The 21604-nt window shown below is 56.6% G+C and carries 23 protein-coding genes; 10 read left to right on the top strand and 13 right to left on the bottom strand.

The genetic code is table 11. From position 1 onward, the window contains the following. Nucleotides 1-4 precede the first annotated feature (4 nt). The 6 genes from ACOBR2_RS15230 to ACOBR2_RS15255 form a co-directional block, all read right to left on the bottom strand. Nucleotides 5-1117, bottom strand: a complete 1113-nt coding sequence (locus ACOBR2_RS15230) for an alpha/beta hydrolase (RefSeq protein ID WP_420236970.1) — start codon at nt 1115-1117, stop codon at nt 5-7. 268 nt (nt 1118-1385) lie between these two features. Then, entirely contained in the window at nt 1386-2420 is a 1035-nt protein-coding gene (locus ACOBR2_RS15235; protein WP_420236971.1) for a uroporphyrinogen decarboxylase family protein, read from the bottom strand. Nucleotides 2421-2483: 63 nt separating this feature from the next. Next, nucleotides 2484-3974 carry a lanthionine synthetase LanC family protein gene (locus ACOBR2_RS15240; RefSeq protein ID WP_420236972.1) on the bottom strand — a complete coding sequence of 497 codons (1491 nt, stop codon included), beginning with the start codon at nt 3972-3974 and terminating at the stop codon, nt 2484-2486. Nucleotides 3975-4262: 288 nt separating this feature from the next. Continuing rightward, a complete protein-coding gene (locus ACOBR2_RS15245; protein WP_420236973.1) occupies nt 4263-4601 on the bottom strand; it encodes an RpiB/LacA/LacB family sugar-phosphate isomerase in 339 nt (112 codons plus the stop codon). A 248-nt stretch (nt 4602-4849) separates the two neighbouring features. Further along, nucleotides 4850-5377 carry a hemerythrin domain-containing protein gene (locus ACOBR2_RS15250; protein WP_420236974.1) on the bottom strand — a complete coding sequence of 176 codons (528 nt, stop codon included), beginning with the start codon at nt 5375-5377 and terminating at the stop codon, nt 4850-4852. A 51-nt stretch (nt 5378-5428) separates the two neighbouring features. Next, nucleotides 5429-6577 (bottom strand): TIGR04053 family radical SAM/SPASM domain-containing protein, encoded by a 1149-nt coding sequence (locus tag ACOBR2_RS15255; protein ID WP_420236975.1) that lies wholly within the window; start codon nt 6575-6577, stop codon nt 5429-5431. Between the two features lie 66 nt (nt 6578-6643). On the opposite strand from ACOBR2_RS15255, the gene ACOBR2_RS15260 reads away from it, so the two are divergent. The 3 genes from ACOBR2_RS15260 (at nt 6644) to ACOBR2_RS15270 (ending at nt 9480) form a co-directional block, all read left to right on the top strand. Next, complete coding sequence (locus ACOBR2_RS15260) at nt 6644-7348, top strand: Crp/Fnr family transcriptional regulator (RefSeq protein ID WP_420236976.1); 705 nt, start codon at nt 6644-6646, stop codon at nt 7346-7348. 68 nt (nt 7349-7416) lie between these two features. Next, complete coding sequence (locus tag ACOBR2_RS15265; RefSeq protein WP_420236977.1) at nt 7417-8148, top strand: DUF542 domain-containing protein; 732 nt, start codon at nt 7417-7419, stop codon at nt 8146-8148. A 3-nt stretch (nt 8149-8151) separates the two neighbouring features. Next, nucleotides 8152-9480 (top strand): hypothetical protein, encoded by a 1329-nt coding sequence (locus ACOBR2_RS15270; protein ID WP_420236978.1) that lies wholly within the window; start codon nt 8152-8154, stop codon nt 9478-9480. A 50-nt stretch (nt 9481-9530) separates the two neighbouring features. Here the strand turns inward: ACOBR2_RS15270 and ACOBR2_RS15275 are convergent, their stop codons facing one another. After that, nucleotides 9531-10463, bottom strand: a complete 933-nt coding sequence (locus ACOBR2_RS15275) for a hypothetical protein (RefSeq protein ID WP_420236979.1) — start codon at nt 10461-10463, stop codon at nt 9531-9533. Then, nucleotides 10450-11685, bottom strand: coding sequence for a multiheme c-type cytochrome (locus ACOBR2_RS15280; protein ID WP_420236980.1), 1236 nt, complete (start codon nt 11683-11685; stop codon nt 10450-10452). The genes ACOBR2_RS15275 and ACOBR2_RS15280 overlap by 14 nt, the downstream gene beginning before the upstream one ends. A gap of 474 nt (nt 11686-12159) precedes the next feature. Between ACOBR2_RS15280 and ACOBR2_RS15285 the strand changes: the two genes are divergently transcribed. The 3 genes from ACOBR2_RS15285 to ACOBR2_RS15295 all read left to right on the top strand — a co-directional run bounded on the left by ACOBR2_RS15285 (nt 12160) and on the right by ACOBR2_RS15295 (nt 15264). After that, a complete protein-coding gene (locus tag ACOBR2_RS15285) occupies nt 12160-14457 on the top strand; it encodes a nitric-oxide reductase large subunit (protein WP_420236981.1) in 2298 nt (765 codons plus the stop codon). A 79-nt stretch (nt 14458-14536) separates the two neighbouring features. Next, entirely contained in the window at nt 14537-14860 is a 324-nt protein-coding gene (locus ACOBR2_RS15290) for a cupin domain-containing protein (RefSeq protein WP_420236982.1), read from the top strand. 5 nt (nt 14861-14865) lie between these two features. Beyond that, nucleotides 14866-15264, top strand: a complete 399-nt coding sequence (locus ACOBR2_RS15295) for a DUF488 domain-containing protein (protein WP_420236983.1) — start codon at nt 14866-14868, stop codon at nt 15262-15264. Between the two features lie 32 nt (nt 15265-15296). On the opposite strand, the gene ACOBR2_RS15300 is transcribed toward ACOBR2_RS15295, so the two are convergent. The 4 genes from ACOBR2_RS15300 to ACOBR2_RS15315 all read right to left on the bottom strand — a co-directional run bounded on the left by ACOBR2_RS15300 (nt 15297) and on the right by ACOBR2_RS15315 (nt 18512). Continuing rightward, nucleotides 15297-16721, bottom strand: a complete 1425-nt coding sequence (locus ACOBR2_RS15300; protein ID WP_420236984.1) for a chloride channel protein — start codon at nt 16719-16721, stop codon at nt 15297-15299. Between the two features lie 206 nt (nt 16722-16927). Beyond that, nucleotides 16928-17383, bottom strand: a complete 456-nt coding sequence (locus ACOBR2_RS15305; RefSeq protein WP_420236985.1) for a MarR family transcriptional regulator — start codon at nt 17381-17383, stop codon at nt 16928-16930. Between the two features lie 92 nt (nt 17384-17475). Further along, nucleotides 17476-18051 carry a PIN domain-containing protein gene (locus ACOBR2_RS15310; RefSeq protein WP_420236986.1) on the bottom strand — a complete coding sequence of 192 codons (576 nt, stop codon included), beginning with the start codon at nt 18049-18051 and terminating at the stop codon, nt 17476-17478. After that, entirely contained in the window at nt 18048-18512 is a 465-nt protein-coding gene (locus tag ACOBR2_RS15315) for an excisionase family DNA-binding protein (RefSeq protein ID WP_420236987.1), read from the bottom strand. Before ACOBR2_RS15315 ends, ACOBR2_RS15310 begins: the two co-directional genes overlap by 4 nt. 280 nt (nt 18513-18792) lie before the next feature. Between ACOBR2_RS15315 and ACOBR2_RS15320 the strand changes: the two genes are divergently transcribed. From ACOBR2_RS15320 to ACOBR2_RS15330, 3 genes are read left to right on the top strand one after another with little or no spacing between them, the layout of a single operon-like run. Then, complete coding sequence (locus tag ACOBR2_RS15320) at nt 18793-19035, top strand: hypothetical protein (protein WP_420236988.1); 243 nt, start codon at nt 18793-18795, stop codon at nt 19033-19035. A gap of 50 nt (nt 19036-19085) precedes the next feature. Beyond that, entirely contained in the window at nt 19086-19967 is an 882-nt protein-coding gene (locus ACOBR2_RS15325) for an epoxide hydrolase family protein (protein ID WP_420236989.1), read from the top strand. After that, nucleotides 19964-20230 (top strand): alpha/beta fold hydrolase, encoded by a 267-nt coding sequence (locus tag ACOBR2_RS15330; protein ID WP_420236990.1) that lies wholly within the window; start codon nt 19964-19966, stop codon nt 20228-20230. Before ACOBR2_RS15325 ends, ACOBR2_RS15330 begins: the two co-directional genes overlap by 4 nt. Before the next feature lie 93 nt (nt 20231-20323). On the opposite strand, the gene ACOBR2_RS15335 is transcribed toward ACOBR2_RS15330, so the two are convergent. Then, a complete protein-coding gene (locus ACOBR2_RS15335; protein WP_420236991.1) occupies nt 20324-21022 on the bottom strand; it encodes a group II intron maturase-specific domain-containing protein in 699 nt (232 codons plus the stop codon). A gap of 107 nt (nt 21023-21129) precedes the next feature. On the opposite strand from ACOBR2_RS15335, the gene ACOBR2_RS15340 reads away from it, so the two are divergent. Continuing rightward, complete coding sequence (locus ACOBR2_RS15340) at nt 21130-21459, top strand: hypothetical protein (RefSeq protein WP_420236992.1); 330 nt, start codon at nt 21130-21132, stop codon at nt 21457-21459. The last annotated feature ends 145 nt before the right edge of the window (nt 21460-21604 follow it).

Here is a 21604-nt window from a genome sequence, read left to right on the forward strand (position 1 = left end):
CAGACTAAAGATGCCGCGCGGCAAGCCACTTCTGAACGATGTCAACATACTGATCGGCGTTGTAGACGAATGCATGCCCCTCTGCGCTTGGCGGGTGCGTATCTGGCACGACTGCGTAAGTCATGTCGGGCACCAGCGACCCTTCGTCACGCGCTGCGCTCAGCAGCCATGTCCCCTCAATGGAGCGTTCAAGGCCATCGGATTCGCTACGGACCACGAGGACGGGGTGAGGTATGCGGTGAATCCAATAGGTACTGTCCGCCCCGGCGGAGAGATAGTCCTCGTACGTCACAAAAAACTGCGCGGACGACTCTGGCACGAACGGCATATCGCCGGGATTCGTATCATGGTTCTCCAGGACTGGCGAACTAGGGCCCTTGTCAATCTGCATCCGCTCACTCCGTTTTCCCGCCTTCAGGGCTTCGTGCGCGGCCTTTCGACGCAGCTGGTACACATCCGCATTTCCGTATTTGTTGTGATTTGCCCATGGAAGATTCGCCATGGCTGCGCTGACGATCACGCCTTGGATCACGGGATCCCAATGCGTTGCCGCATAAAACAGGACATGGGTACTTCCAAGGCTTTGGCCATGGATAACGATTCGGCGATAGCCCATGGCTTTAGCGGTTTGAAGCGCAGCATCAATGTCAGTGCTTATGTCGTAGAAGTTGTCACGGCTCTCGTTTTCTGAGCCGGACTGACGGTCGTTGATGGCCAGCACCGCATAGCCCTGTGGCGAGAGGCCAATGCCGAGCGCGCGCACAGGGACCTGAGTGAAGTCGTTTCCGCCGCCGTGAACGGAAATAATCATGGTCGTGTCGGCGGCAGCCTTGTTCACCGGTCGCCATAGGGCCGCCTTATTCTTGACGCCGTCGACGGTCTTGATGCTGAGGTACGTCAATGTAGAGCCCGGCAGCGCCTTCATTTGGTCTATACCGATTCCCGGCTGACCATTCGGGGGGAGGGTGGGTGTTGGTATTGTCTCGTATTCGACAGTCGCCGCTACATGAACCGTCCCCTGAGCGGCCACGGTCAAGCTGGAGGCCAGGGCGGCGGCCAGCGCTAATGCGACGCGGCCCCACTTGGCATACGTCCGAAGGTCAGCAAAGTTCTTCATATCCTCAATACTCTCATTTCGTGGCCTAGTGCTTTTAGAACCTATCCATTGAAATTCTTCGCATCTCAGGCAGTAAAGTTTTCGTGCTATGCGTAATCGCCAGTGTTTACTGGTATCCGGAGTAACTGTGAAGAGGGGTCCAGCTTTTCGATGTTATGCCTGTTTGGTTCCGGCCACACCGGGTTAGGATCAATATGCGATCTGATCGATCTACATGGTATGTCTGCGCAGCGAAGTACCCCGTGAGCAGGCACTTTGTGGCCTCAGCCTAGATTCCGAGCGCGCGAGGAAAGCGCGCGAGTTCGTCCGGCGTTGAACGATCGGGAACGGAACAACCAGGGGCGGCGATGTACTTGGCGCCAGCTTCCTTCCTCGCTTCCGCCAACTGTTTTCGTATTTCCGCTACCGTCAGCTTCTCGTAGTCGATCTGGTCGACGCCTCCGGCAAATGGCTGAGAGTACCGCTTGCGGAATTCAGAGATTGGAATCCCGCTCGCTTTGACAGAGTACTGAATGACCGGAGCATTGAAGTCCGTGAATTGATCGAGGTACGGCCTCTCAAGATAGTGCAGATGAAGAACCGTCAGCTTCGTATCGGCAAGCGCATCGAAGACACGCTTGTCATAAGGCCGGGTATATCGTACATAATCCTCGACAGAGCCGAACTTGCTTTCCGCATTGAAGATGCTGACAAGCGCGCCGGACGCGCCAATGTCCTTCGCGCGCTGGATATGATGGATGGTCGATTGCGTGATGGCATCTAATGCGCCGTGCCAGGCGTCGGGATTCTGTTGCTGGAATTCATGAAGGCTCTTGATCTGCTGGTCCTGAACCTCTTCCGATTTTCCCAGGTTCGCAAACTGCTGCTGCGATTGAAACAGGATCATGGCGGTCATGTAGGGGCCGTAGATCGTGTCGATGAAGTAGGCGTCTCCGTTCAACCCATCGCGGACGAGTTTGAGCGTTTCCAATTGATCGGGATACGGCGAGTCCAGCGGCTTCAGTTCATACCACTTGCCGGTCGTCGATTGGGGGTAGTCGAAATCATTCATGACCTTGACGATGTCGGTGTTGTAGGTGCGATGGAACTCGATATGGTCCTGTGCCTCCAGTTGCGCTGTCGGACTCTTGTAGTGGTGGTAGAAAGTGAAAGGGGGACGATCAAGATCCTGCCCTCGCAGGGCCCGGTCAACCCGCTCCTTATGGCTCAGGGTTGATGAGCCCACTTTGCTGCCGAAGACAGGTCTGGCAAGCGCAAGGCCCGCGGTTGCGGTAGCTGCAGAAAGGAAAGCGCGTCGATTCATGGTCAGGTCCTCCCGGAAACATGCAACGCACTTATCAAAAGTTCAAACTTCTGTGTGCGTGGGTTAAGTGTGTCGTGTACGCGTAGACGGAAACGGATTGTCTGGCAGAAGGATAGCGCTGTACTTTCCCTGCTCGGCAAGATGTACATGCAGCAAAGCGGCTCCAACGCCGGATGCGCCAATCGAATATCCGGTCTCGGCATTGACCTCCCATGGCTTAACACGCGTCCATGCCTGGTACCAGCGATCGCCTTTGCCATCGAGGTTCGTGGCATGGCTCGCGAGCTGCCCTGCTACGCGTTGCGCAAAGGCCAGATACTCTGCGCGCCCGGATGCGGCCCACAGTCCGAGAAAGAGATCGATGACCGCCGCTGAACCGCAGCACTGGCAAGCGACATTCCAGTAGCCGGGAGCCAGATTCTCCGGAATTCCGCTTTGGATGACTCCCTGCGCCAGCCGGTCGGTCCAGAGTTGATACTCAGGCTCACCTGTAATTCTGTGCAACTCGAAGAATGTGCGCGCGGTTCCCGCCGGTCCGTGGCAGTAACCCAGGTAGTACAAGTCAGTGAGGTCGGGAAACCGGTATGGAATCAGCGCCGCATTTCCATGCACGGTGGCGATGGTCTGAAGGTGTAGAGCGCCCTGCCGGGCTGCGTCGAGGTATTTCTTTTCTTTCGTCTCTCCATACAGGCGCGTCAGGACATAGGCGACTCCGGTCGTCCCACCCTCGAAGTTGGGGAAGTAGGCATCCTTCGGCAGTCCAGGAAACGCCGGAAAGCCCCGCCAGCTGAGACCGCCCCGCTCTTCTTTGATGGCTAGCTCAAGAATGCGATCGCCCGCCTTCTTCGCAACGGCGCGGTACTCATTGTTCTGAAACGCGTCCGACGCGTAGAGCAGATAGAGAACGATGCTGCCGTCCGCAGCGACGCCGGGAGCGCCGGACCATGCCACGCCCGAGCCCGCCGACCGTGCGTCCGCTACGATCGCGTCGGTCGCTGACTTTGCAGCTTCCCGGTATTTGGCATTGCCGGTAGCTTTACCAGCCTCGTTCAGCACAAAGGCGAGTCCGCTGAGCCCGCCGTAGAGAGATAAGTTCAGCCCTGGCCCCGAGAAGAGGCCTACCGACGGTTTGTCGATCAAATCGCGCCATGTAGCGGCAAGGTAGTTCGCTCCCTGAGCAGCGGTGTCAAGATACTTCGTATCTCCGGTAGCGTGTGCCAATTGGATGAAGAACAGAACGGTTCCCGCGCTTCCGCTATAAATTGCGTTCGTGGCCGAGACCGTCGTTGCCTTGTCTGGATGATCGGGATCGGGAAGCCACCATACGCCTCGTTCCTCTCGCTTCTGTGCGCTCTCGATCCACTCCGCTGTGCTCTTCGCTGAGCGCAGCAGGTCGGCGTTTGGCGCAAACGAGCGTGCGGTGGATGGTGCCCCAGAGGCCGGCAGATCCCAAGCAGATAGTGCGGGTACGATTGCGGCAGTCAGGGCGCCGGAACGAAGGAACTTACGGCGTGTGACGCTAAGGCCTATGCGCTCGTTTGTGATGGTATGCATCGCGTTCTCCCGGAGACTAACCCTGACTCGCCTCAAAAAGATGCGGCGAAAGAGCAGATGAGTCTCATCGTTCAACTCAATGAAATTAGGGAACTTCTTTTGGGGGGACTACGCGAGGAGGGGGACAACACGAACGCACGTCAACGCACGCAAGGAAGGTTCTACGAACAGGTGCGCGCCGCGTCAGACTCATCCATGATTTAGTATCACGCATCGTTTGAAGGTGTCAACCAGCTCCTGGCGCGGAAGAGATGAGCGACAGCAGGTTGGTTGACTTCTGAGTGCGGATCACGTTCCCGCTCGTAATTGCCTCGATTTGCGCCGGTTCCACTTATCTTGGGAATAAGGTGTGCTGAACCACATATCGAGAATTTCCATCGCGATAGTCTCTGAAGTGGATCGCAAGCTGAGCGCCAGCACGTTGGCATGATTCCAGATACGCACACCCTTTACGGTTTCAGCATTGGCGCAAAGAGCCGCGCGAATCCTGGCCATCCTATTGGAGGCAATCGATGTTTCGGTTCCTGTCCAGCAACAGACAATTCTCTCCTGGGCATCGCCACGCGCAACTGCCTCAGCGGCATTGCGACTGCTCTGCGGCCAATCGGTTTCCGGATCGCGCTCCACAACCGAACCGAAGCGAAGCGCAGAAGTTCATGATTGCGCTGCTTGAGGTCTCTGATCAGGAACTTGGTCAACGACGTTTTCTTGCCACTGTCGAAGACCACTTTCATCGATCCCCCGATGTGCTACTCGAAGACTAGAGAAACTGCCGATTGCGCGGCGATGGCCGCAGTTTACATAGTAGGAGTGGCGGTGCCAATCCGCGTATTATGTCTGCGCTCTCTTTCAGGCAGATTGCGGAGAGATATGGCCTATCGCCGCCTCAGTTGAAACTCAGAGCCAATCGCTGCAATCGTTTTGCCGTCCAGCACTTCTGCCGCGCGGGCAAACACGACCGTCTCTTCAACTCGAATGTGCGCGGAATAGAGTGCACTGAGCCGACTGGTGTCAGCAATCAGTTGTTGAGTCCCTTCGGATCCGAGTGCTCCGCTTCCGATCCATTGGGAGTACAACTGCTCGACAGAATCGTGTAGACCGTTGGCCTCGCGATGGTCATTTTCAAGCCGGTCAATCTCTTCAATGTCTATATCAGATGCTCGAAGCCGCGGGAACAAGGACTCTTCTTCGTCTGCCGTATGCCTTTTTCCGCCTACGCGAAAATATTGAATTGCTGCTTGGATCGCACTGCGTTCCTCGGATGTGAAGGCTCGACCTTGAGCACGGCCAACCACGACACATAGAATGCCAAGAAAGCTTTCAATCCGTCGATGACAGTCTTTTAACATGCCAATCGGATCGCTAAATCCGCTGTCCAACTTTGCACCGATCTGTACCGCCATGTTGTTCCTCCCCATTCCCACTGAATCTGATTTGTCGTCTATCTCCAAACATCATGCGCCCTGTAGCACGTGGAGTACTGTCGATTTCTTTACCTGCGGAGGAGGCTGGATATAGCCCTTGGGCACATACGAACAGCAGGGCTCTTCGGCGAGCGGATTTCCAGTCAATGCGTAGGCACGAGAGCGTGATCCGCCGCAGATCGCTTTGAACTCGCAGGCGCCGCACTTGCCTTCGAGCTTCGACGTGTTCCGTAGATCCTGAAACAAAGGCGATTCGCGATAAAGGACTTCGAGATTCTGCTGGCGGATGTTGCCAGCAGAAAGCGGCAGAAAGCCACTGGGAAAGACTTCTCCCCTATGCGAGATAAAGACGAAGCCTTTACCGTCATTGAGACCACGTGGTGCGCGACCGATCGCATCGGCTGCTTTCTCCTGCGCCCCGACGACGGCTGTTCCATCCCGGCGTTCGGCGGCTCGCTGCTGTAGAAGGAAACGCCGGTAATGTTGCGCCTCGGTAGTCTTGATGTCGAATCCCGCCGTTTTTGAAAGGCTGTAGATCTTTCCAAAGAGCGCTTCAAATTCATCCGCATTGAGCAGATCGTTCAGTTTGCCGCGCCCGGTTGGAACCAGGAAGAAAACGCTCCAGAGGGTAATGCTAAGACTCTTCATGAGGGTGACGATGGCGTCGATCTCCGCGATGTTTCTGCGGCTGAAGGTCGTGTTGATCTGAACCGGAAGTCCAACCTCGTTGGCCCAACGGACCGCATCGAGTGTCCGGGCAAAGGAGCCGCTCAGTCCCCGGAACGCATCGTGCGTCGCGGCGCTCGCACCATCCATGCTGACGGCAAGTCGCGCCAGTCCCGCTTCCTTGAGCCGGGCAACGATATCTCTTGTCAGCAAGGGCGTGGCACTGGGCGTTAGAGACACGCGTACGTCCACCGAACGCGCGTGGGCAATCAATTCGAACAGATCAGGCCGCTTGATGGGATCGCCACCCGTGAGCACAAAGACCGGAACCTTCATCGCGGCAATTTGATCGATAAGTTGCTTGCCCTCATCAGTGCTGAGTTCCAGCGGGTCACGATCCGGTTGTGCGGAGGCGCGGCAATGCACACACGCGAGGTCACAGGCCTGCGTTACTTCCCAGATGGCAATGAATGGGCGCTCATCAAAATCGGTCGTGTTGATCTGCGGGTTCATATGCCTATGGAACCGCAAAGGCGACCGTCCATGCAGTGACTTAAGTCGCGCTGCTAGAATCTCCGAGTGACCGCTGAACGCATCGACCTGGCCGTAGTTCTCGGCAAAACCGCGTTGCTCTCGGGCCTTTCTCAGCCCGAGTTGCAGATGCTCGCCTCCCGCACGGTGCGCAAACTCTTCAGCACAGGAGAATTGCTGTTTTCTGAAGGCGAGCCCTGCCATGGCTTGCACATCATTGCACGGGGCAAGGTCCGTATCTTCAAGACTTCTATGAGCGGGCGGGAACAGGTACTCGCCGTCAACACACCAGGAGAGTCCGTTGCCGAAGTGCCCGTCTTCGATGGAGGGCCGTTCCCAGCTTCCGCGGTCGCGATTGAAGACGCTGAGATTGCGTACATTTCGCGGCGCGATTTCCAGGCCTACTGCATGGAGCATCCCGAGGTCGCGCTCAAGGTGCTCCAGGTCGTAGGCACCCGCCTGCGGCGACTGGTGGGAATCATCGAGGAGTTGTCCTTCACCACGATCCGGCAGCGGCTGATTGCCGCGTTAGTGAAACTTGCGCAGAGTGAGGGCACGAAAACCGCGCGAGGCATTGAATTTCAGCTTCCTGCGACCCATCAGGAACTGGCCAACCAACTTGGCACCGTTCGCGAACTGATCTCCAGAAACCTGATGCGACTGCAAGCTGAAGGGCTGTTGGATGTGGATGCACGGCAGATCGTGGTCAAGGATATGAAGGGTCTGAGCGCGCTGCTCGAAACTACATCCTGACCTGCGAGTGACATAAGTTACTGCTGTCTGATAAGGCACCCTCTACTGTTGCTGGTGGAGAGTGCATCATGTCTACCTCAACACAGTCCATCCGCGAAATCGTCCAAACCCAGCCATCAGCCGCCAGAGTCTTTGAGCGCTTTGAAATTGATCTATGCACGCAGGCGGAGAAGTCCCTCGACAAAGCGTGTGCGGAGTTGCAGCTCTCCGTCGACCAGGTGCTCGAAAAGCTGGCAAATGCGGATGCGCAGGAGCATGGCAACTCCTTCGCAAATCCCGAGACGCTCTCGATGGAGCGACTGATCCAACACATCGTTCGCGTTCATCATCAGTGCGTCCGTCAGGAACTGCCACGCCTCACCGAGATGGCGCAGAGACTGGCAGGCAAGCGCAGTGATCGGGCTCCCGAATTGACGAAGATCGCGGAGTTGATTGACGAGTTGCGTACCGATATGTTCGCCCACATCCAGAAAGAAGAGAACGTCTTGTTCCCGTTCATCGCTCAGATGGATCAGGAGGCGATTGTCGCCTATCCGCCGGCACATGCATGCTTTCGCTCGGTATCGCATCCCATTTTCATGATGGAGCAGGAGCATGAGTCGGCCAATCGAATCATGGCTGAACTTCATTCCCTTACCGAGGGCTTTGTAACACCAGAATGGGCATGTGCCACGCACATCGCATTCTTTGCGGACCTGAGCGAATTTGAAGCTGACATCAAGCAGCATGTACATCTAGAAAACGATGTGCTCTTTCCGCGCGCAATGAAGCTGGAATCTGAGTTGAACAGCCGGGGGTGATCCATGTCGACCACTTTTCAGATCGAATCTCACAATGATCTCATTGTGCGCGAACACCAGAAGAGCCTCATGCTCCGCGCCTGGATTCTGTGCGGGCTTTTCTTCATGGCTCTGCCGGGAACATTGCTCGGCTTCTCGAATCTGATGGCGATCAGCACCAACCACGGCCTTGGTACTTTGCCTGCTGCGTGGATGGAAGGTCACGGCCACGCGCAGATGTTTGGCTGGATCGGCAGCTTCATCCTCGGAATCGGCTTCTACTCACAACCGGCGCGGGGCCGGTCTGCGATGAGACTGCCGTTGCTGTGCTTCGTGTTGTGGACATCGGGCGTCGCGATGCGCTGGTCTGCCAGCATCTACGGCTGGCATTGGCGTACGCTCTTGCCGATTTCGGCTGGATTTGAACTGATCGCAGTGCTATTGTTTCTCTCTGCGGCGTCTCACCACAAGTTGCCTGAAGCCGACGAGAAGAAACCTAAGAGATCTTCGATGGAACTTTGGATGGTTTCAGTGCTGCTCGGAACTTCAGGACTCGCAGCGGCGGTTATATTCAACTGCATTGAGTGCCTGCAACTCGCGATCCATGGCGGTCTCCGGTCCTTTCCGCACGCACTCGACCAGAAATACCTTGTGTTGCTTGGTTGGGGCTTCCTTGTTCCGGTCGTCTGGGGTTTCTCAGCGCGCTGGCTGTCCGCCTTTCTGGCGATTGCCAAACCCAATGCTCGCGTCTTTCGAACAGCCTTGGCTCTAGATCTAGTAGGCGTGCTCTGCGGCGTTTGTGGGTGGAGCAAGCCGGCGACGATTCTGCTTGCCACGAGCGCAATCGCGATAGGGATTGCGCTGCACCTCGGTGAACGCCTTCACGGACTCGCCAAAGTGCAAGGCATTCACCCCAGCTTTCCGTCCTTCATCCGCATCGCCTACGTGTGGCTGATCGTTGCCGGAACCATGAGCGTGTGGGCTGCCTTTGCGGATCAACATGGAGGCATCTGGGGCGCATCGCGTCATGCGCTGACCGTAGGCTTCGCGGCGACCATGGTGTTTACTATCGGGCCTCGTATCCTTCCGCACTTTGCAGGTGTGCAAGGTATTTTCAGCAAGCACCTCATGTTTCTCAGCCTGCTTCTGCTGCAAGTTGGCTGCACGCTGCGCGTTTCGTCTGAGCCGCTGGCTTATGAGGGCATATTTCCATTTGCATGGAAGACCCTTCCTATCTCCGGGATGTTGGAGCTCGGCGGAGTGCTGCTGTTCGCCACGAATCTCGCGCTGACGCTTCTGTTGGGGCGCTCCGCATTCGCTGCGATGCACGGCAACGATCATGCAGCGGCATAGAATTCATGCCGCTGCATTTCAAATCGTGCCCTATGCGTTCCACACGCGCTTCAGTTAGTGGCGTCCGCTTCATCTCCCGGATGTGCCCACGCATATGCTGATCCCAGCCAGGAAGTCTCTGGTTCAGTTTCCGGCACATGCGGAATCAGCGCCCACAGGCCGATGAGCGCCAGTCCCACAAGATTGGGAAACAGCAGTGGGGCCATGGGCGGAGCACCGTTCACAAGCTTGTCGAAGAGATCGTGTCCCGGTTCAATCAGGTTGGCGCGCATATGAAACCAGAAGCCGAGTACACCGACGAATGCCTGGCTGAGCATGACAACCAGACAAGCGTCGAGGAAGCGGCGCGTCACTGCGATGACAAGAGGGATGAGAAGGAAACAGGTGGCGAAGGCAGACGAGATGACGGGGATCCATTCCGTGTGAGCGAAGAAGCCGTTTGAGGCGTGATCGGTCAATGAGAGAACGAAGTTTCCGAAGAAGCCGCCGAGTGCGAGCAGGATGACCCACCGGGCCCATTCCGCAGAGCGCGCCGCCACCATGCGATTCATGAGCAGCAAGAAGCCAAGTCCGGTGTAAGCAAGCGGCGCTGCAAACGGCGCAGCATAGGTGAGGCTCTTGAGGGTTCGATCAAGAAAGAAGCGGCTTTCGAGGTGATAGAGAACGCCGCCAAGACCTACCAGAACAGCAAGTGCTCCGACCAGGTAGCCGACATCGCGCCATGGCGACTGAATTTCCCATATCCATCGAAGCGCAATTACGATTCCCAGCACCACAGGCGCGCCGATGGAGAAGTACAGGGGAATGTACTCCGCCGTTTTTTGGAAGTGGTTGACGGAGTGTGCAATGTAGATGTCCGCGGCGAGAATCGCGAGATTCGCCGTGACAAACAACTCCACCCATAGCTGCGGGTCGTGAGCCCGGCGAAGACGTGGATCGGTGACGAATTTTTGTGCATGCGCGAGCAGTTTATTTATGCGCATGCTCTCTCCGCAGTTCGTCGGCCTGGTGCTGGAGCTCAATGGTCTTTGAGAGCAGCTCGTAATTTCCGTGCCATTGGACGAAATCTGCGCCGCCCATGAATGCGCCGTGCTTGCTGGTGCGTCCGTCATAGTGCCAGAGGTTGAAGTAAGTGAAGTCGATGGTGTGTGTGAAGGGTTGGCCGGTCAGCGTGCCGTCCTTGTGCAGACCGTCCATGATGTCCTTGGCGGCGAGCACCTTGGCATTCGTGCTATTGATCACCTCTTCGCCCTGAGCGTAGACGCGGTCGATACGAGCCTGCGTGTGGCACTGTGTGCAGACCTGCTTCATGTTGATCTGGGCTTGCAGGTAGTTGGGGCGATGCGTGGTGACTGCATCGGCAAGATACCAGCCGAGCCGATCGGAAGGATTGTGCGTCACCTTGAGGCCATTGATTCCTGACATGTGGCAGGTGGCGCAGGTCGGCACGAACATGTCGCGCGTTGTGAGCGATTTTGGACTTGCGTCAAGGTTCAAAAGATTACGCTGAGCGGCGAACATGATGCCGTGTTTGGACTCGTTGTAGATCTCGATCTGCGAGTGGTCCGGTCCCATGTGGCATTGCCCGCAAGTTGAGGGAAGCCGCGCGAGTGCGACCGAACTCGTGTGGCGGGAGTGGCATTCCGTGCAACTACCGATAGTGCCGTCGTCGTTCGGCTTGCCGATGGCGTGGCACTGTTCGCAGCCGGAGGTGATGGCTGGGTGTCCCTCGGGGAGAGTGAGAGGATTCGGCGGACGCTTGGTGCCGCCTGGCTGGAACTGTTCACTGTAAGCGACCTGTTCGGGACTGAGCCCCTTCTCCCCGTGAACCGCTGCCCAACTCGGAGCAGCGTGCCGGCTGCGCAAGAACTCCTGGTAGACGCCTTCGTGGCAGGAGCGGCAATTGCCAGCGGTCAGATGCGTACTGATGACAAAGCCGTGGTGATCGACCTTCTGTTGTCCGGGGCCTGGCTGATGGCAATCCAGGCAGTTGATGCCCTTCTTCGCGTGCGCGGACATCTCGTACTCATGGACAACGGAGTACTGGAGCCGCGCGTGGCACTCCGCGCACTTGCCTGATGCTCGAACAAAATCCGCGGTCGGTTGGGCGGTTTCGACGCGCGGCCGCTGCCGATTGATGAGAAAGGCAGAGAGAATCAGAGCAAAAGCGACGACAACAGCGAGGAACACGGAACGAAAGGACATAGGGCCGAACTCCAGAGGGAAAGGGGAGCGAAATCCATTTTGCAACGGCTAAACCGAAGATAACCGAATGGTGGAACTGTAGCAGCCTGACTAGCTGATACGCATCAATTTCGAGAAACGCGGTACAGGATGAATTCGATTCCAGCACCCTTGGTAAATCTAGGTGACAATGCCTGGCCCTGAAAGCGACTTAAGTCACTGAAATCAGTGCTCGGTCTCGCTTCGCCAGTCCAAAATCACCCTCCGCGCACGAAAGCAACAGCGGATTGATGCCCCGGTGACTTAAGTCCCTGCATCGACACCTGACTTACCTCTACTGTGAGTTCATTGCGGTAATCCAGCGGGAGGCTCCCATGATCTTCACCACGGTTCGATTCTGTCTTCCCGGAAGGTCACCAGTATTGACACAGGTGCATCTGCTTGTGGCTGGCTGCATGGAGAGCACGCATAAGGATCTTCAGTCGAGGAGTAACCATGTCCTATAAGCGCTATTGGGTGGCTCTGGCCATCGTCATCATTGGATCGTTTGCCGTGCTCGGAGGCGTGGGCCGGAAGATGATCAGCGAAGCTCCGCCCCTTCCCGACGTCTACACCACGGATGGGCAGCTTCTCTTCACCGGAAGTTCCATCACAGACGGGCAAGGTGTGTGGCAATCGATCGGCGGCCAGGAGATCGGCACCGTCTGGGGCCACGGCGCCTACGTCGCGCCCGATTGGAGCGCCGACTGGCTGCATCGCGAGTCCGAGATGCTGCTCAATATCTGGGCAGCCAGGTCAGGCGCATCGAACTTTGCCTCTCTGGGGCCGGATCAACAGGCTGTATTCAAGGCTCGCCTGATCCGCGATATGCGCACTAATACTTATGATGCCGCACGCAACCGAGTCACAATCGACGCTGATCGCGCCGCGGCGTTTGTGCAACTGAAGGCCTACTATACCGATGTCTTTGCGAGCGGACGGTCGGAGTACGCCATCCCGCACGACGCACTGACAAACCCCGCCAAGCAGCAGCAACTCGCGACGTTCTTCTGGTGGACCTCCTGGGCGGCCAGCACGGAGCGTCCGGGCTCCGATGCCACGTATACCAACAACTGGCCGCATGAGTTCCTGGTCGACAATGTGCCGACCTCTGGATCTGTTTTGTGGAGCATTCTCAGTTTTGTGGGTCTGCTGGCCGGTATCGGTGGCCTCGTCTGGTGGTACGCCTCTCAGGAGAAGGAACTCGTTCATGGCCCTTATCCAGCGAACGACCCGTTCCTTGCTTTTCAGCCGACTCCCTCACAGCGCGCGACATTCAAATATTTCCTGGTCGTCGTCATCCTCTGGGGCGTACAGATACTGATGGGCGTCCTCACAGCTCACTACGGAGTCGAGGGCCATGGTTTCTACGGCTTCCCTCTCGATAAGTATCTGCCCTACGCAGTCACTCGTACATGGCACCTGCAAATTGCGATCTTCTGGATTGCTACATCATGGTTGGCAACCGGGCTTTACGTCGGTCCCGCCGTCAGTGCTCACGAACCAAAGTATCAGCGGCTCGGCGTGAATGTGCTCTTCGGCGCATTGATCCTCGTGGTCGGCGGGTCGCTCGCCGGCGAATGGCTTGGAATCCAGCAGCGGCTCGGTAATGCGTGGTTCTGGTTCGGCAGCCAAGGTTACGAATACGTCGATCTGGGACGATTCTGGCAGATCCTGCTGTTCATTGGCCTGGTTCTGTGGCTGGTACTGATGGTCGCGGCCCTCAAGCCAGCGCTCGTTCGCAAGAGTGAAGACCGGTCGCTGCTTATCCTGTTTCTCATCTCGAGCATCGCCATACCGCTCTTCTACTCGGCCGGCCTCATGTACGGCCAGCGCAGTCACCTGGTCACTGCCGAATACTGGCGCTGGTGGGTCGTTCACCTCTGGGTCGAAGGGTTCTTTGAAGTCTTCGCGACAGTGGTCATCGGATTCCTCTTCACGCGGCTCAAGCTGATCGAGATCCGCACCGCGACCAAAGCCGCATTGTTTTCGACGACCATCTTCCTCTCCGGAGGAATCATCGGCACGTTTCATCATCTCTACTTTGCCGGTGCGACGCCTGCGGTCATCGGCCTGGGAGCAATCTTCAGCGCGTTCGAGGTGGTGCCGTTAACGCTGATTGGCTACGAAGCCTGGGAGAACATCCGCCTTGCGCAACCCGCAAAGAAGGCTCCTTGGATTGCGAACTACAAGTGGCCCATTTACTTCTTCGTCGCGGTTGCGTTCTGGAATCTGGTTGGAGCCGGCTTGTTTGGCTTCCTCATCAATCCGCCCATCTCACTCTATTATGTGCAGGGACTGAACCTCACCCCTGTCCACGGACACACGGCGTTATTCGGCGTCTATGGGATGTTGGGACTGGGCCTTACTCTCTTCTGCCTGCGCGCACTGAAGCCAGGCCGCAAATGGAAGGAAGGACCTTTGAAGTTGTCTTTCTGGTCTCTCAACTTTGGCCTGATCTTCATGGTCATCTTGAGCATGTTGCCGGTGGGACTTCTGCAAGCCTGGGCATCTGTCGAGCACGGTACATGGTATGCGCGTTCGGCGGAGTTCATGCAGTCCGGCACCATGCAGACCCTGCGTTGGATGCGCGTTCCGGGAGACATCCTGTTTTCGATTGGAGCAGCTCTGTTCGCGTGGTTTGTTCTCGGATTGTTGACCGGCCACTCCTACAGCAAGTCGCTGTCAGCAGACGAGAGCGCTTCAGCCTCTGATGACGTGGATCACCGCAGCATCGAACTCGCCGGACGTTGATTGACCGGCGATACATCCAGCGGCATTTTCTTACGATAGTGCCGCTGGCCTTCTTCCCAAGAGACAACATGGAGGGGCCATGGACTATACATTTCTTGCCAACCTGCAACAGGAATTCACACTGCCGGAAAAGGGTATTCTGAGCCACATTCTGCACAAGGACGACAACGTCAACGTCACGCTGATTGGCTTTGCCGCAGGCGAAGAACTGTCCGCGCATTCGGCACCGACTCCGGCCATTCTCTACTTTCTTGAGGGAGCCGCCGAGGTCCAGCTTGGCAATGACAAGGTCAGTGCTCTAGCTGGCTCCTTCATCCATATGCCGGCAATGTTGCCGCACGGCATCTCGGCTAAATCTCCCGTGAGAATGCTGCTTGTCCAGATCAAGACAGGAGGCCATTGAATCCCATGAAAGCCGATCAACAGGCACCGCTTGCAGATCGGATTCAGCTCAAGCGTGTATATGAAGCGTCATCTGGCGCAGACGGATCGCGTTTTCTCGTTGAACGTCTGTGGCCTCGGGGCATCAAGAAAACGTCGTTGGAGATTCAGGCCTGGCTCAAGGACGTTGCTCCGAGTGTCAGCTTGCGGCGGTGGTTCAACCACGATCCTGCGCTGTGGAATGAATTCCGAAGGCGCTATTTTGCAGAACTCAAGGAGAACCAAAGCTCGTGGCTTCCAATCCTCGAAGCAGCAAGCTGTGGCACGGTCACGTTGATCTATAGCTCTCATGATCCAGAGCACAACAATGCCGTTGCATTGAAGGAGTTCCTCAACAAACGGCTCCATCAAAAAGACGAAGAGTGAACTCGCACCGGGCCCTATACAACCTTGAGACGCTACTTACGCCGCACCTGAAGCTGAAAAGATCGACTGCGTTCAGACTCTCGAACGACTGCGTGCCTTCGGCCCGACAATAGCTCCTGAGCGCTGATGCTACCAATAACGAGTCCGCTCTCTCGATCCACTACGGGCATGCTCATTACACCGGTAGTCGCCATCTCTTCCGCAACCGCGCGGCAGGTCTCATCGGAGTAGGCCAGCACTTCCGGCAAATCTTGATGCGCGTCTTCCTTCCGTACCGCGTCGGCTGGATGCTCGGTCATGACGTCCGCCACGCTGATCATCTCAAGCGGGTCGACGCCATATTCGCGGGATAGGTGATATCCGCGGCGACTGAGCTTTTCTGTCAGAATCGATCGCGGCATGATCAGCGAAGTTACTAGGTACGACGCGATACACGCAAGCGCAAGTGGCAAAAGTGCCGGTAACGCGTGGGTCAATTCCAGAGAGAACAGGATCGCCGTGAGCGGGACACCCAGTGCTCCTGAGAGCATCGCGCCCATCCCCATCAATGCCCACAGTGCCTGCGTTTCGCCCGGCATATGCGCCAAGCGAGCCGCTGTTTCTCCCAATGCGGCACCGATCATCAGCAGTGGCGCCAGCACGCCACCCGACGTTCCCGAACTGAGCGAGAACGCCCACATCAGCGATTTTGCGACCAGCAATCCAAGTAACAAACCAATTGGCGCATTTCCGCGCAGCAGTTCGGCGATGTTGTCATAGCCGACGCCCAGTCCTCTCGGAAAAAAGAAACCACCCAGCCCAATTCCAATGCCACCAATTGCCGGCCACCACATCCAAAGCACTCGCAGGCGGCTGCAGAAGTGCTCGAATCCATCTTCGAAGCCATACATCAATTTGCTCAGACCAGCCGAGGCAAAACCAACCAATATTCCCAGCGGCCCAGCGACCGCGAGTGTCTGCCCGAGAGGGATAGCTGAGTGCAGCTCGACCGGGAAGATTGGCCCCGCACCGAGCCATACAATCCGCAATGCGCCAGCTGCCACGCTCGCAACTGCCACCGGAACCAGAGAACGCGGCCGCCACTCGAAGAGCAACAACTCGACCGCCAATAGAATCGCCGCCAGTGGCGCGGCAAACGTCGCCGACATTCCGGCCGCCGCACCGGCAACCAGCAATGTGGTCCGCTCGGCGGCGCTCAGTTTGAGCCACTGCGCCACCAAAGAGCCAAATGCACCACCGGTCATGATGATCGGCCCCTCGGCTCCGAAAGGTCCGCCCGATCCAATTGCGATTGCCGCGGAGAGCGGCTTCAGCACAGCGACCTTGGAATCTACACGAGCTCCACGCAACAGGATCGCCTCAATGGCCTCGGGAATCCCATGCCCGCGAATCTTGTCCGAACCATAGTGCGCCATCAGACCGACCAGTAGTCCGCCCGCCACGGGAACAAGTGGCATGATCCATGGCGATAGCAGTGATCCTGCGGGTCCCACCGGAGCCAGACTCAGTCTGTGGTAGTAAAACGCATTCGTTGCCAACGCAATTGCGCGCAACAGGAGAACCGCTAATCCGGCCGCTCCAGTCCCTATGAAAAGAGCAGTGACAGTCAGCAGCCAAACCCGACGATCGACAGTAAAGTCCCTTAGTGCAGAAGGCCGTGACTTCATCGCGTTGCTTCCGGCTTGCGATCCGATACATGTAAGCGGACGCGTTTCAAAGCCTCTGCAAGCCGTGGCGCCAGTTCGTTCAGTTCTCGTGCATGCTCATTCGACAGCTTGCCTAGGACCTGGTTGCCCTTGCGCGTCACCCGCAAAATAACTCGCCGCCGATCACTCGTGTCCTCTACACGTGACAGGAGACCTTCCCGTTCCGACCGATTCACCAACTCAACCGTACTGTTGTGCTTCAGGCCGAGCCGCTCGGCGGCGTAAGCAATCGTCACAGCCGTGCCATCGGGGGCTCCTGCTACCTGTAAAAGGAGTTGGTGCTGTTGCGGCTGCAATCCCGCCTCAAGCGCAGCGCATTCACTGAAATGCAGAAACTGGCGCAGGGCAAAGCGAAAATCGGCCAAGTTCCTAAGCAGCACGATCGAATCATCGTGTGAAATTCGAGCACTCATATTTATATCGTTACACGATATAAATAGATTAGCAACCTGGCGTGCCCTGTTTATCCGCCAACCCTGATAGAAAAAGAAGTACTACGTTGTGCCTAGATTTTGTTGCGGCCGAAGCTCTCACCGTGAGTCTCATTAAGCATTGCGACAAAGGCCGGGGCATTGATCCGCAGCCGCGAGAGCAGATACTGAAGTGGCTTGCCAATTGCGGCAGCCTGAGATTCAAGAGTATCCATCATCGCAGACGGAGCCTGATCGTAAAGCTTCTTGAGAAAGGCTGATGGGCCCTGAGTTGTGATGGAATACGGCGCCAGAGAGGAATGCGGAAAGTCCTTGATGTTGTAAGTAACGATCACCTTAGCATCCGCTTGTACAGCAGCTGCCAGAACATGACGATCCTTGAAGTGGTTGGTCATCCCTGGAATCAAGTCCTCGTAACCTTCAACCCACGCCTCCTGAAAGTGCCGTCGGATTTGCGTTTCACGATAGAGGGTCTTCTCGGCAGAGAGACCGAAGTCTTCCTGAAGAGATCGGCTCACCTCCGCCATGATGTCGTCAGACCATTTCGGTAGAAAGAGACGTGGACCAGCGGCAAGTCGAAGCAGCGTGTCCGCAAGGGGCATGGGGATAAGCACACATGCATCCAGGAGGACGACTGAGGGACGCTTCATTCGTCCGAGCCGCCGTTCGGGATCGCGTTCCGCTCATACAGACCCGCTTCAAACGCGTCTCGCGCAATCAGGTCCAGGGCAGCCAACCGTTCCTCGTCGCGCTTCTTCGCAAATGCCAAGACATCGTGCAAGTAAACGCGGCGCTGGTTGCCTACTCTGTGGTGAGCCATCACACCACTATCCAGCAGCTTGATGAAGAATGGACGCGACATGCCAAGCACATCAGCCGCTCGCTGCGTCGTAATCACCTGGTTATCCGGAACGAGAGTGATGGTCCGGCCGTGAGACATAAATCCCACCGCTTCCCTGAGAACCTTGAAGACGCTGCCGGGAAGTTCGATTCGCTCTCCGGTCTGGCTTACCAAGGCGGGTATACCTCTATGCAGCGCTCGCTCCAGGGCCTGCACCTGTTGCTGCTCTGCATCGGGGGGCGTGATCGTCTTTTTGGCGGTGATTGACATGATGTCTCTAGTTTAGCCCATACTCGAAATACTCGCAATGCGCGAAATAATCGGCACACTCTTCTGGGGAATCACGGTTGGGACTTTTGTGGGTATGCTCGGAGTAATCGGCAGCATAGTGTCAAGTTCGATCCACAATCCAAACCACAAAAAGCGCGGTCTTGTACGACTTTGGTGGTCTTAGGCGTTCCCCACGGGCTTGTAAGTCGTTGAAAAACCTAGTGCGAGTAGACTGTTCCTCCAGGCGCATCCTGCTTATCTGGCGTTGCTGGAGGCTCCCATGGCCTTCGCACGTACCAAAGCCGCACAAAGGCCATTGCGAAGCACCTTCGGAGCCGTCATTCATCGGATCTACCCAAACATGGAAGCCGCGAGTTTGTCTTTCGCATCCGATGTAATAGTCGGATTGCTTAAGGCTCTCTTCAACCTGAATAAGGATGCGGGATTGATCGAGTGCGAGAGGCTTCGACTGTATTTCAAGTCGCTGATCCAACACTACCTTGAGTGTGTTTTACCCGAATGATCATGCTCTGCGACGAGGCAAAATCGGCGTCCAGATGAGGAGAAATGTCAATGACAATCGAGCCGTTCGTTCCCGAGTATTCAGCCGAGTTGGTAGATGACCTGCGCAACCGCCTACGTCGCAGCCGATGGCCAGATGAAGTTCTGCAATCGGGCTGGGACTATGGCGCCAATTCCAATTTCATGCGCGAAGTTTGTGACTACTGGGGCACTGAATTCAATTGGCACAGAGAGACGGAGCGGTTTGCCGCTTTTCCGCACTTCAAGACGACGATTTCCGGCCAGGAGATTCATTTCCTGTATGCGCGCGGCAAAGGACCTGCGCCGATTCCGCTCGTCCTGACACACGGCTGGCCGGGATCATTCCTTGAGTTCCTTCGCATCATACCGTTGCTTACCGATCCTGCCGCCCATGGCGCGCCCTCAACGGATTCCTTCGACGTGATTGTTCCGTCACTCCCCGGTTACGGCTACTCTGGTAAACCCGGTCGCGGTATGAACATGCTGGCTGTTGCCGACCTGTGGGCCGCCCTCATGACGAAACTGGGGTACGAACGATTCGCTGCGCAGGGCGGAGACATCGGCGCCGGTGTCACCACCGCACTGGGACTGCGTCATGCCGAGCGTGTCCTGGGTATTCACCTCAACTTCATTCCCGGATCCTATCGTCCGTTCCTGCCGCCCAGCACAAGCCCGACAGAAGAAGAGCAGACTTCACTCAAACAAGCCGCGCAATGGGTAGAGCAGCAGGGTGCCTACTGGCACATGCAGCGCACCACGCCATTGACAGTCGCTTATGCGCTTAGTGACTCACCTACCGGTCTGGCAGCATGGATTCTGGAAAAGTTTCGTAACTGGTCCGATTGCAATGGAGACCCACGCAGCACATTCCAATCGACGAATTGTTGGCCAACGTCACGCTCTACTGGATGACCGAAACGATCTATTCATCCTTTCGTATGTATTTCGAGAACGCGTCCGCTCCTCTCGCATTTGGAGAGCATGATTTCGTCACGGTTCCCTGTGCCATCGCGCATTTTCCCAAGGAAATCTACCTTCCGCCACGCACGTGGGTTGAGAGAGGTTACAAGGTGTGTCGATGGACAGAGATGCCGCGAGGCGGCCACTTCGCCGCGTGGGAGCAACCAGAATTGCTGGCGCAGGACCTGCGATCCTTTTTCCGTGGATTACGTTGATCCACTCAAGGCACACGTCTATATGACTATTGGTCATAGGAAGGTGGATCTTTGGTAGGAGATTAGCGCGGTACTGTTTGAATCAGCCCGTTTCTAATCTCCCCCTTTCAAACCGTGCGAGCGGTTTTCCCGCACACGGCTTACCGATGATCTTCCTGGTGTGGCTTGCGCCGAATAGCCCACAGTTCCGCGCAGACGGTACAGTCCCATTTCCTGAAGCTGTTCGCCGGTCCAGAAGGAGCGTTTCGACTTGCGCTGGCCACCGCGCCGCAGAAGCCAACGTGCCAGCCGGTTAAAGACGAAACGATCCATCTTGAGGAACTCCCGCGAACAAGTGCCTGTTCGGAAGTAGTTCCCCCAGCCGCGCAACACCGGGTTCAGCTTTGCGATAAGTTGCGCAACGCTTTCCCCGCTGCTGCTCGCGCCTGTGATTTCACGTATACGGGCACGCAGACGATTCATCGCTTTAGGTGACGGCCATCGGTTCATAAAATGCCACCGTGGGTTTCGCAAGACACTGCGTCTCTTGCGAATTGTGCAGCCCAAAAACACGAATCCCTGTTTGCCGCGCCGCAAATCCACGAGGCGCGTTTTGTCGGGATGCAGCTTCAGACCGAGCCTATCCATTACCCGCTCGATCTGCCGCAGCGACTCCCTGGCCTGCGATTCACTTCGCGACATCACCACGAAATCATCGCAATATCGAATCAGCCGCCCCAACGAATTGCATCGGAGTTGCCAGACACGATCCAGGCAGTGAAGATAGATATTGGCAAGCAGGGGTGAGATCACTCCCCTTACACAAAAGGTAATTTCGAATTTGAACGGGTAGTGAGGGGTTGGCGAAGTAGTGACACCGTGCTTGATCTTCGCCGTAAGAGGTAATACGTTTATGGCAAATGGCCCGATCGACCAAAGCGGACAAGGCTCGGCGGTTGAACGCCGCCTATGCCATGCTCCAGCGCAATACACCGTTGTCCACGGCCATGCAGCGATTGTCTGGGCAGTTCGACCTGTCGGAACGTCAAGCCTACCGATATCTGGAGGAAGCGGCACATTTGGAGCGATTTGTCGAGGTCACCGAGGCTACGGTGCCGATCACCCTCAAGGTTCCAGCGCGGACAGCACGTCTTCTCCGGACGTGTGCGAGAAGCAGCGGGCTGACCATCGGAGCCATAGTGACACGAGCATTGGCCATATTTCTGAACACGCAGAGAAGACATGGCTAAGCCGCGCTCAACGCCCGGCCCGCTTCAAGTTCACGTTGAGTATCTGTTTGACCGATTGCACGATTCCAAGCTTTCCCAAGCCTACAGTCTTCTTGTGCCCATTCGGGAGCGTCCCGTTGGCGGCAGTGTGAAGGAGTTCGATCAT

This window comes from Telmatobacter bradus, from assembly GCF_048629425.1.
Taxonomy (GTDB): Bacteria; Acidobacteriota; Terriglobia; order Terriglobales; family Acidobacteriaceae; genus Telmatobacter; species Telmatobacter bradus.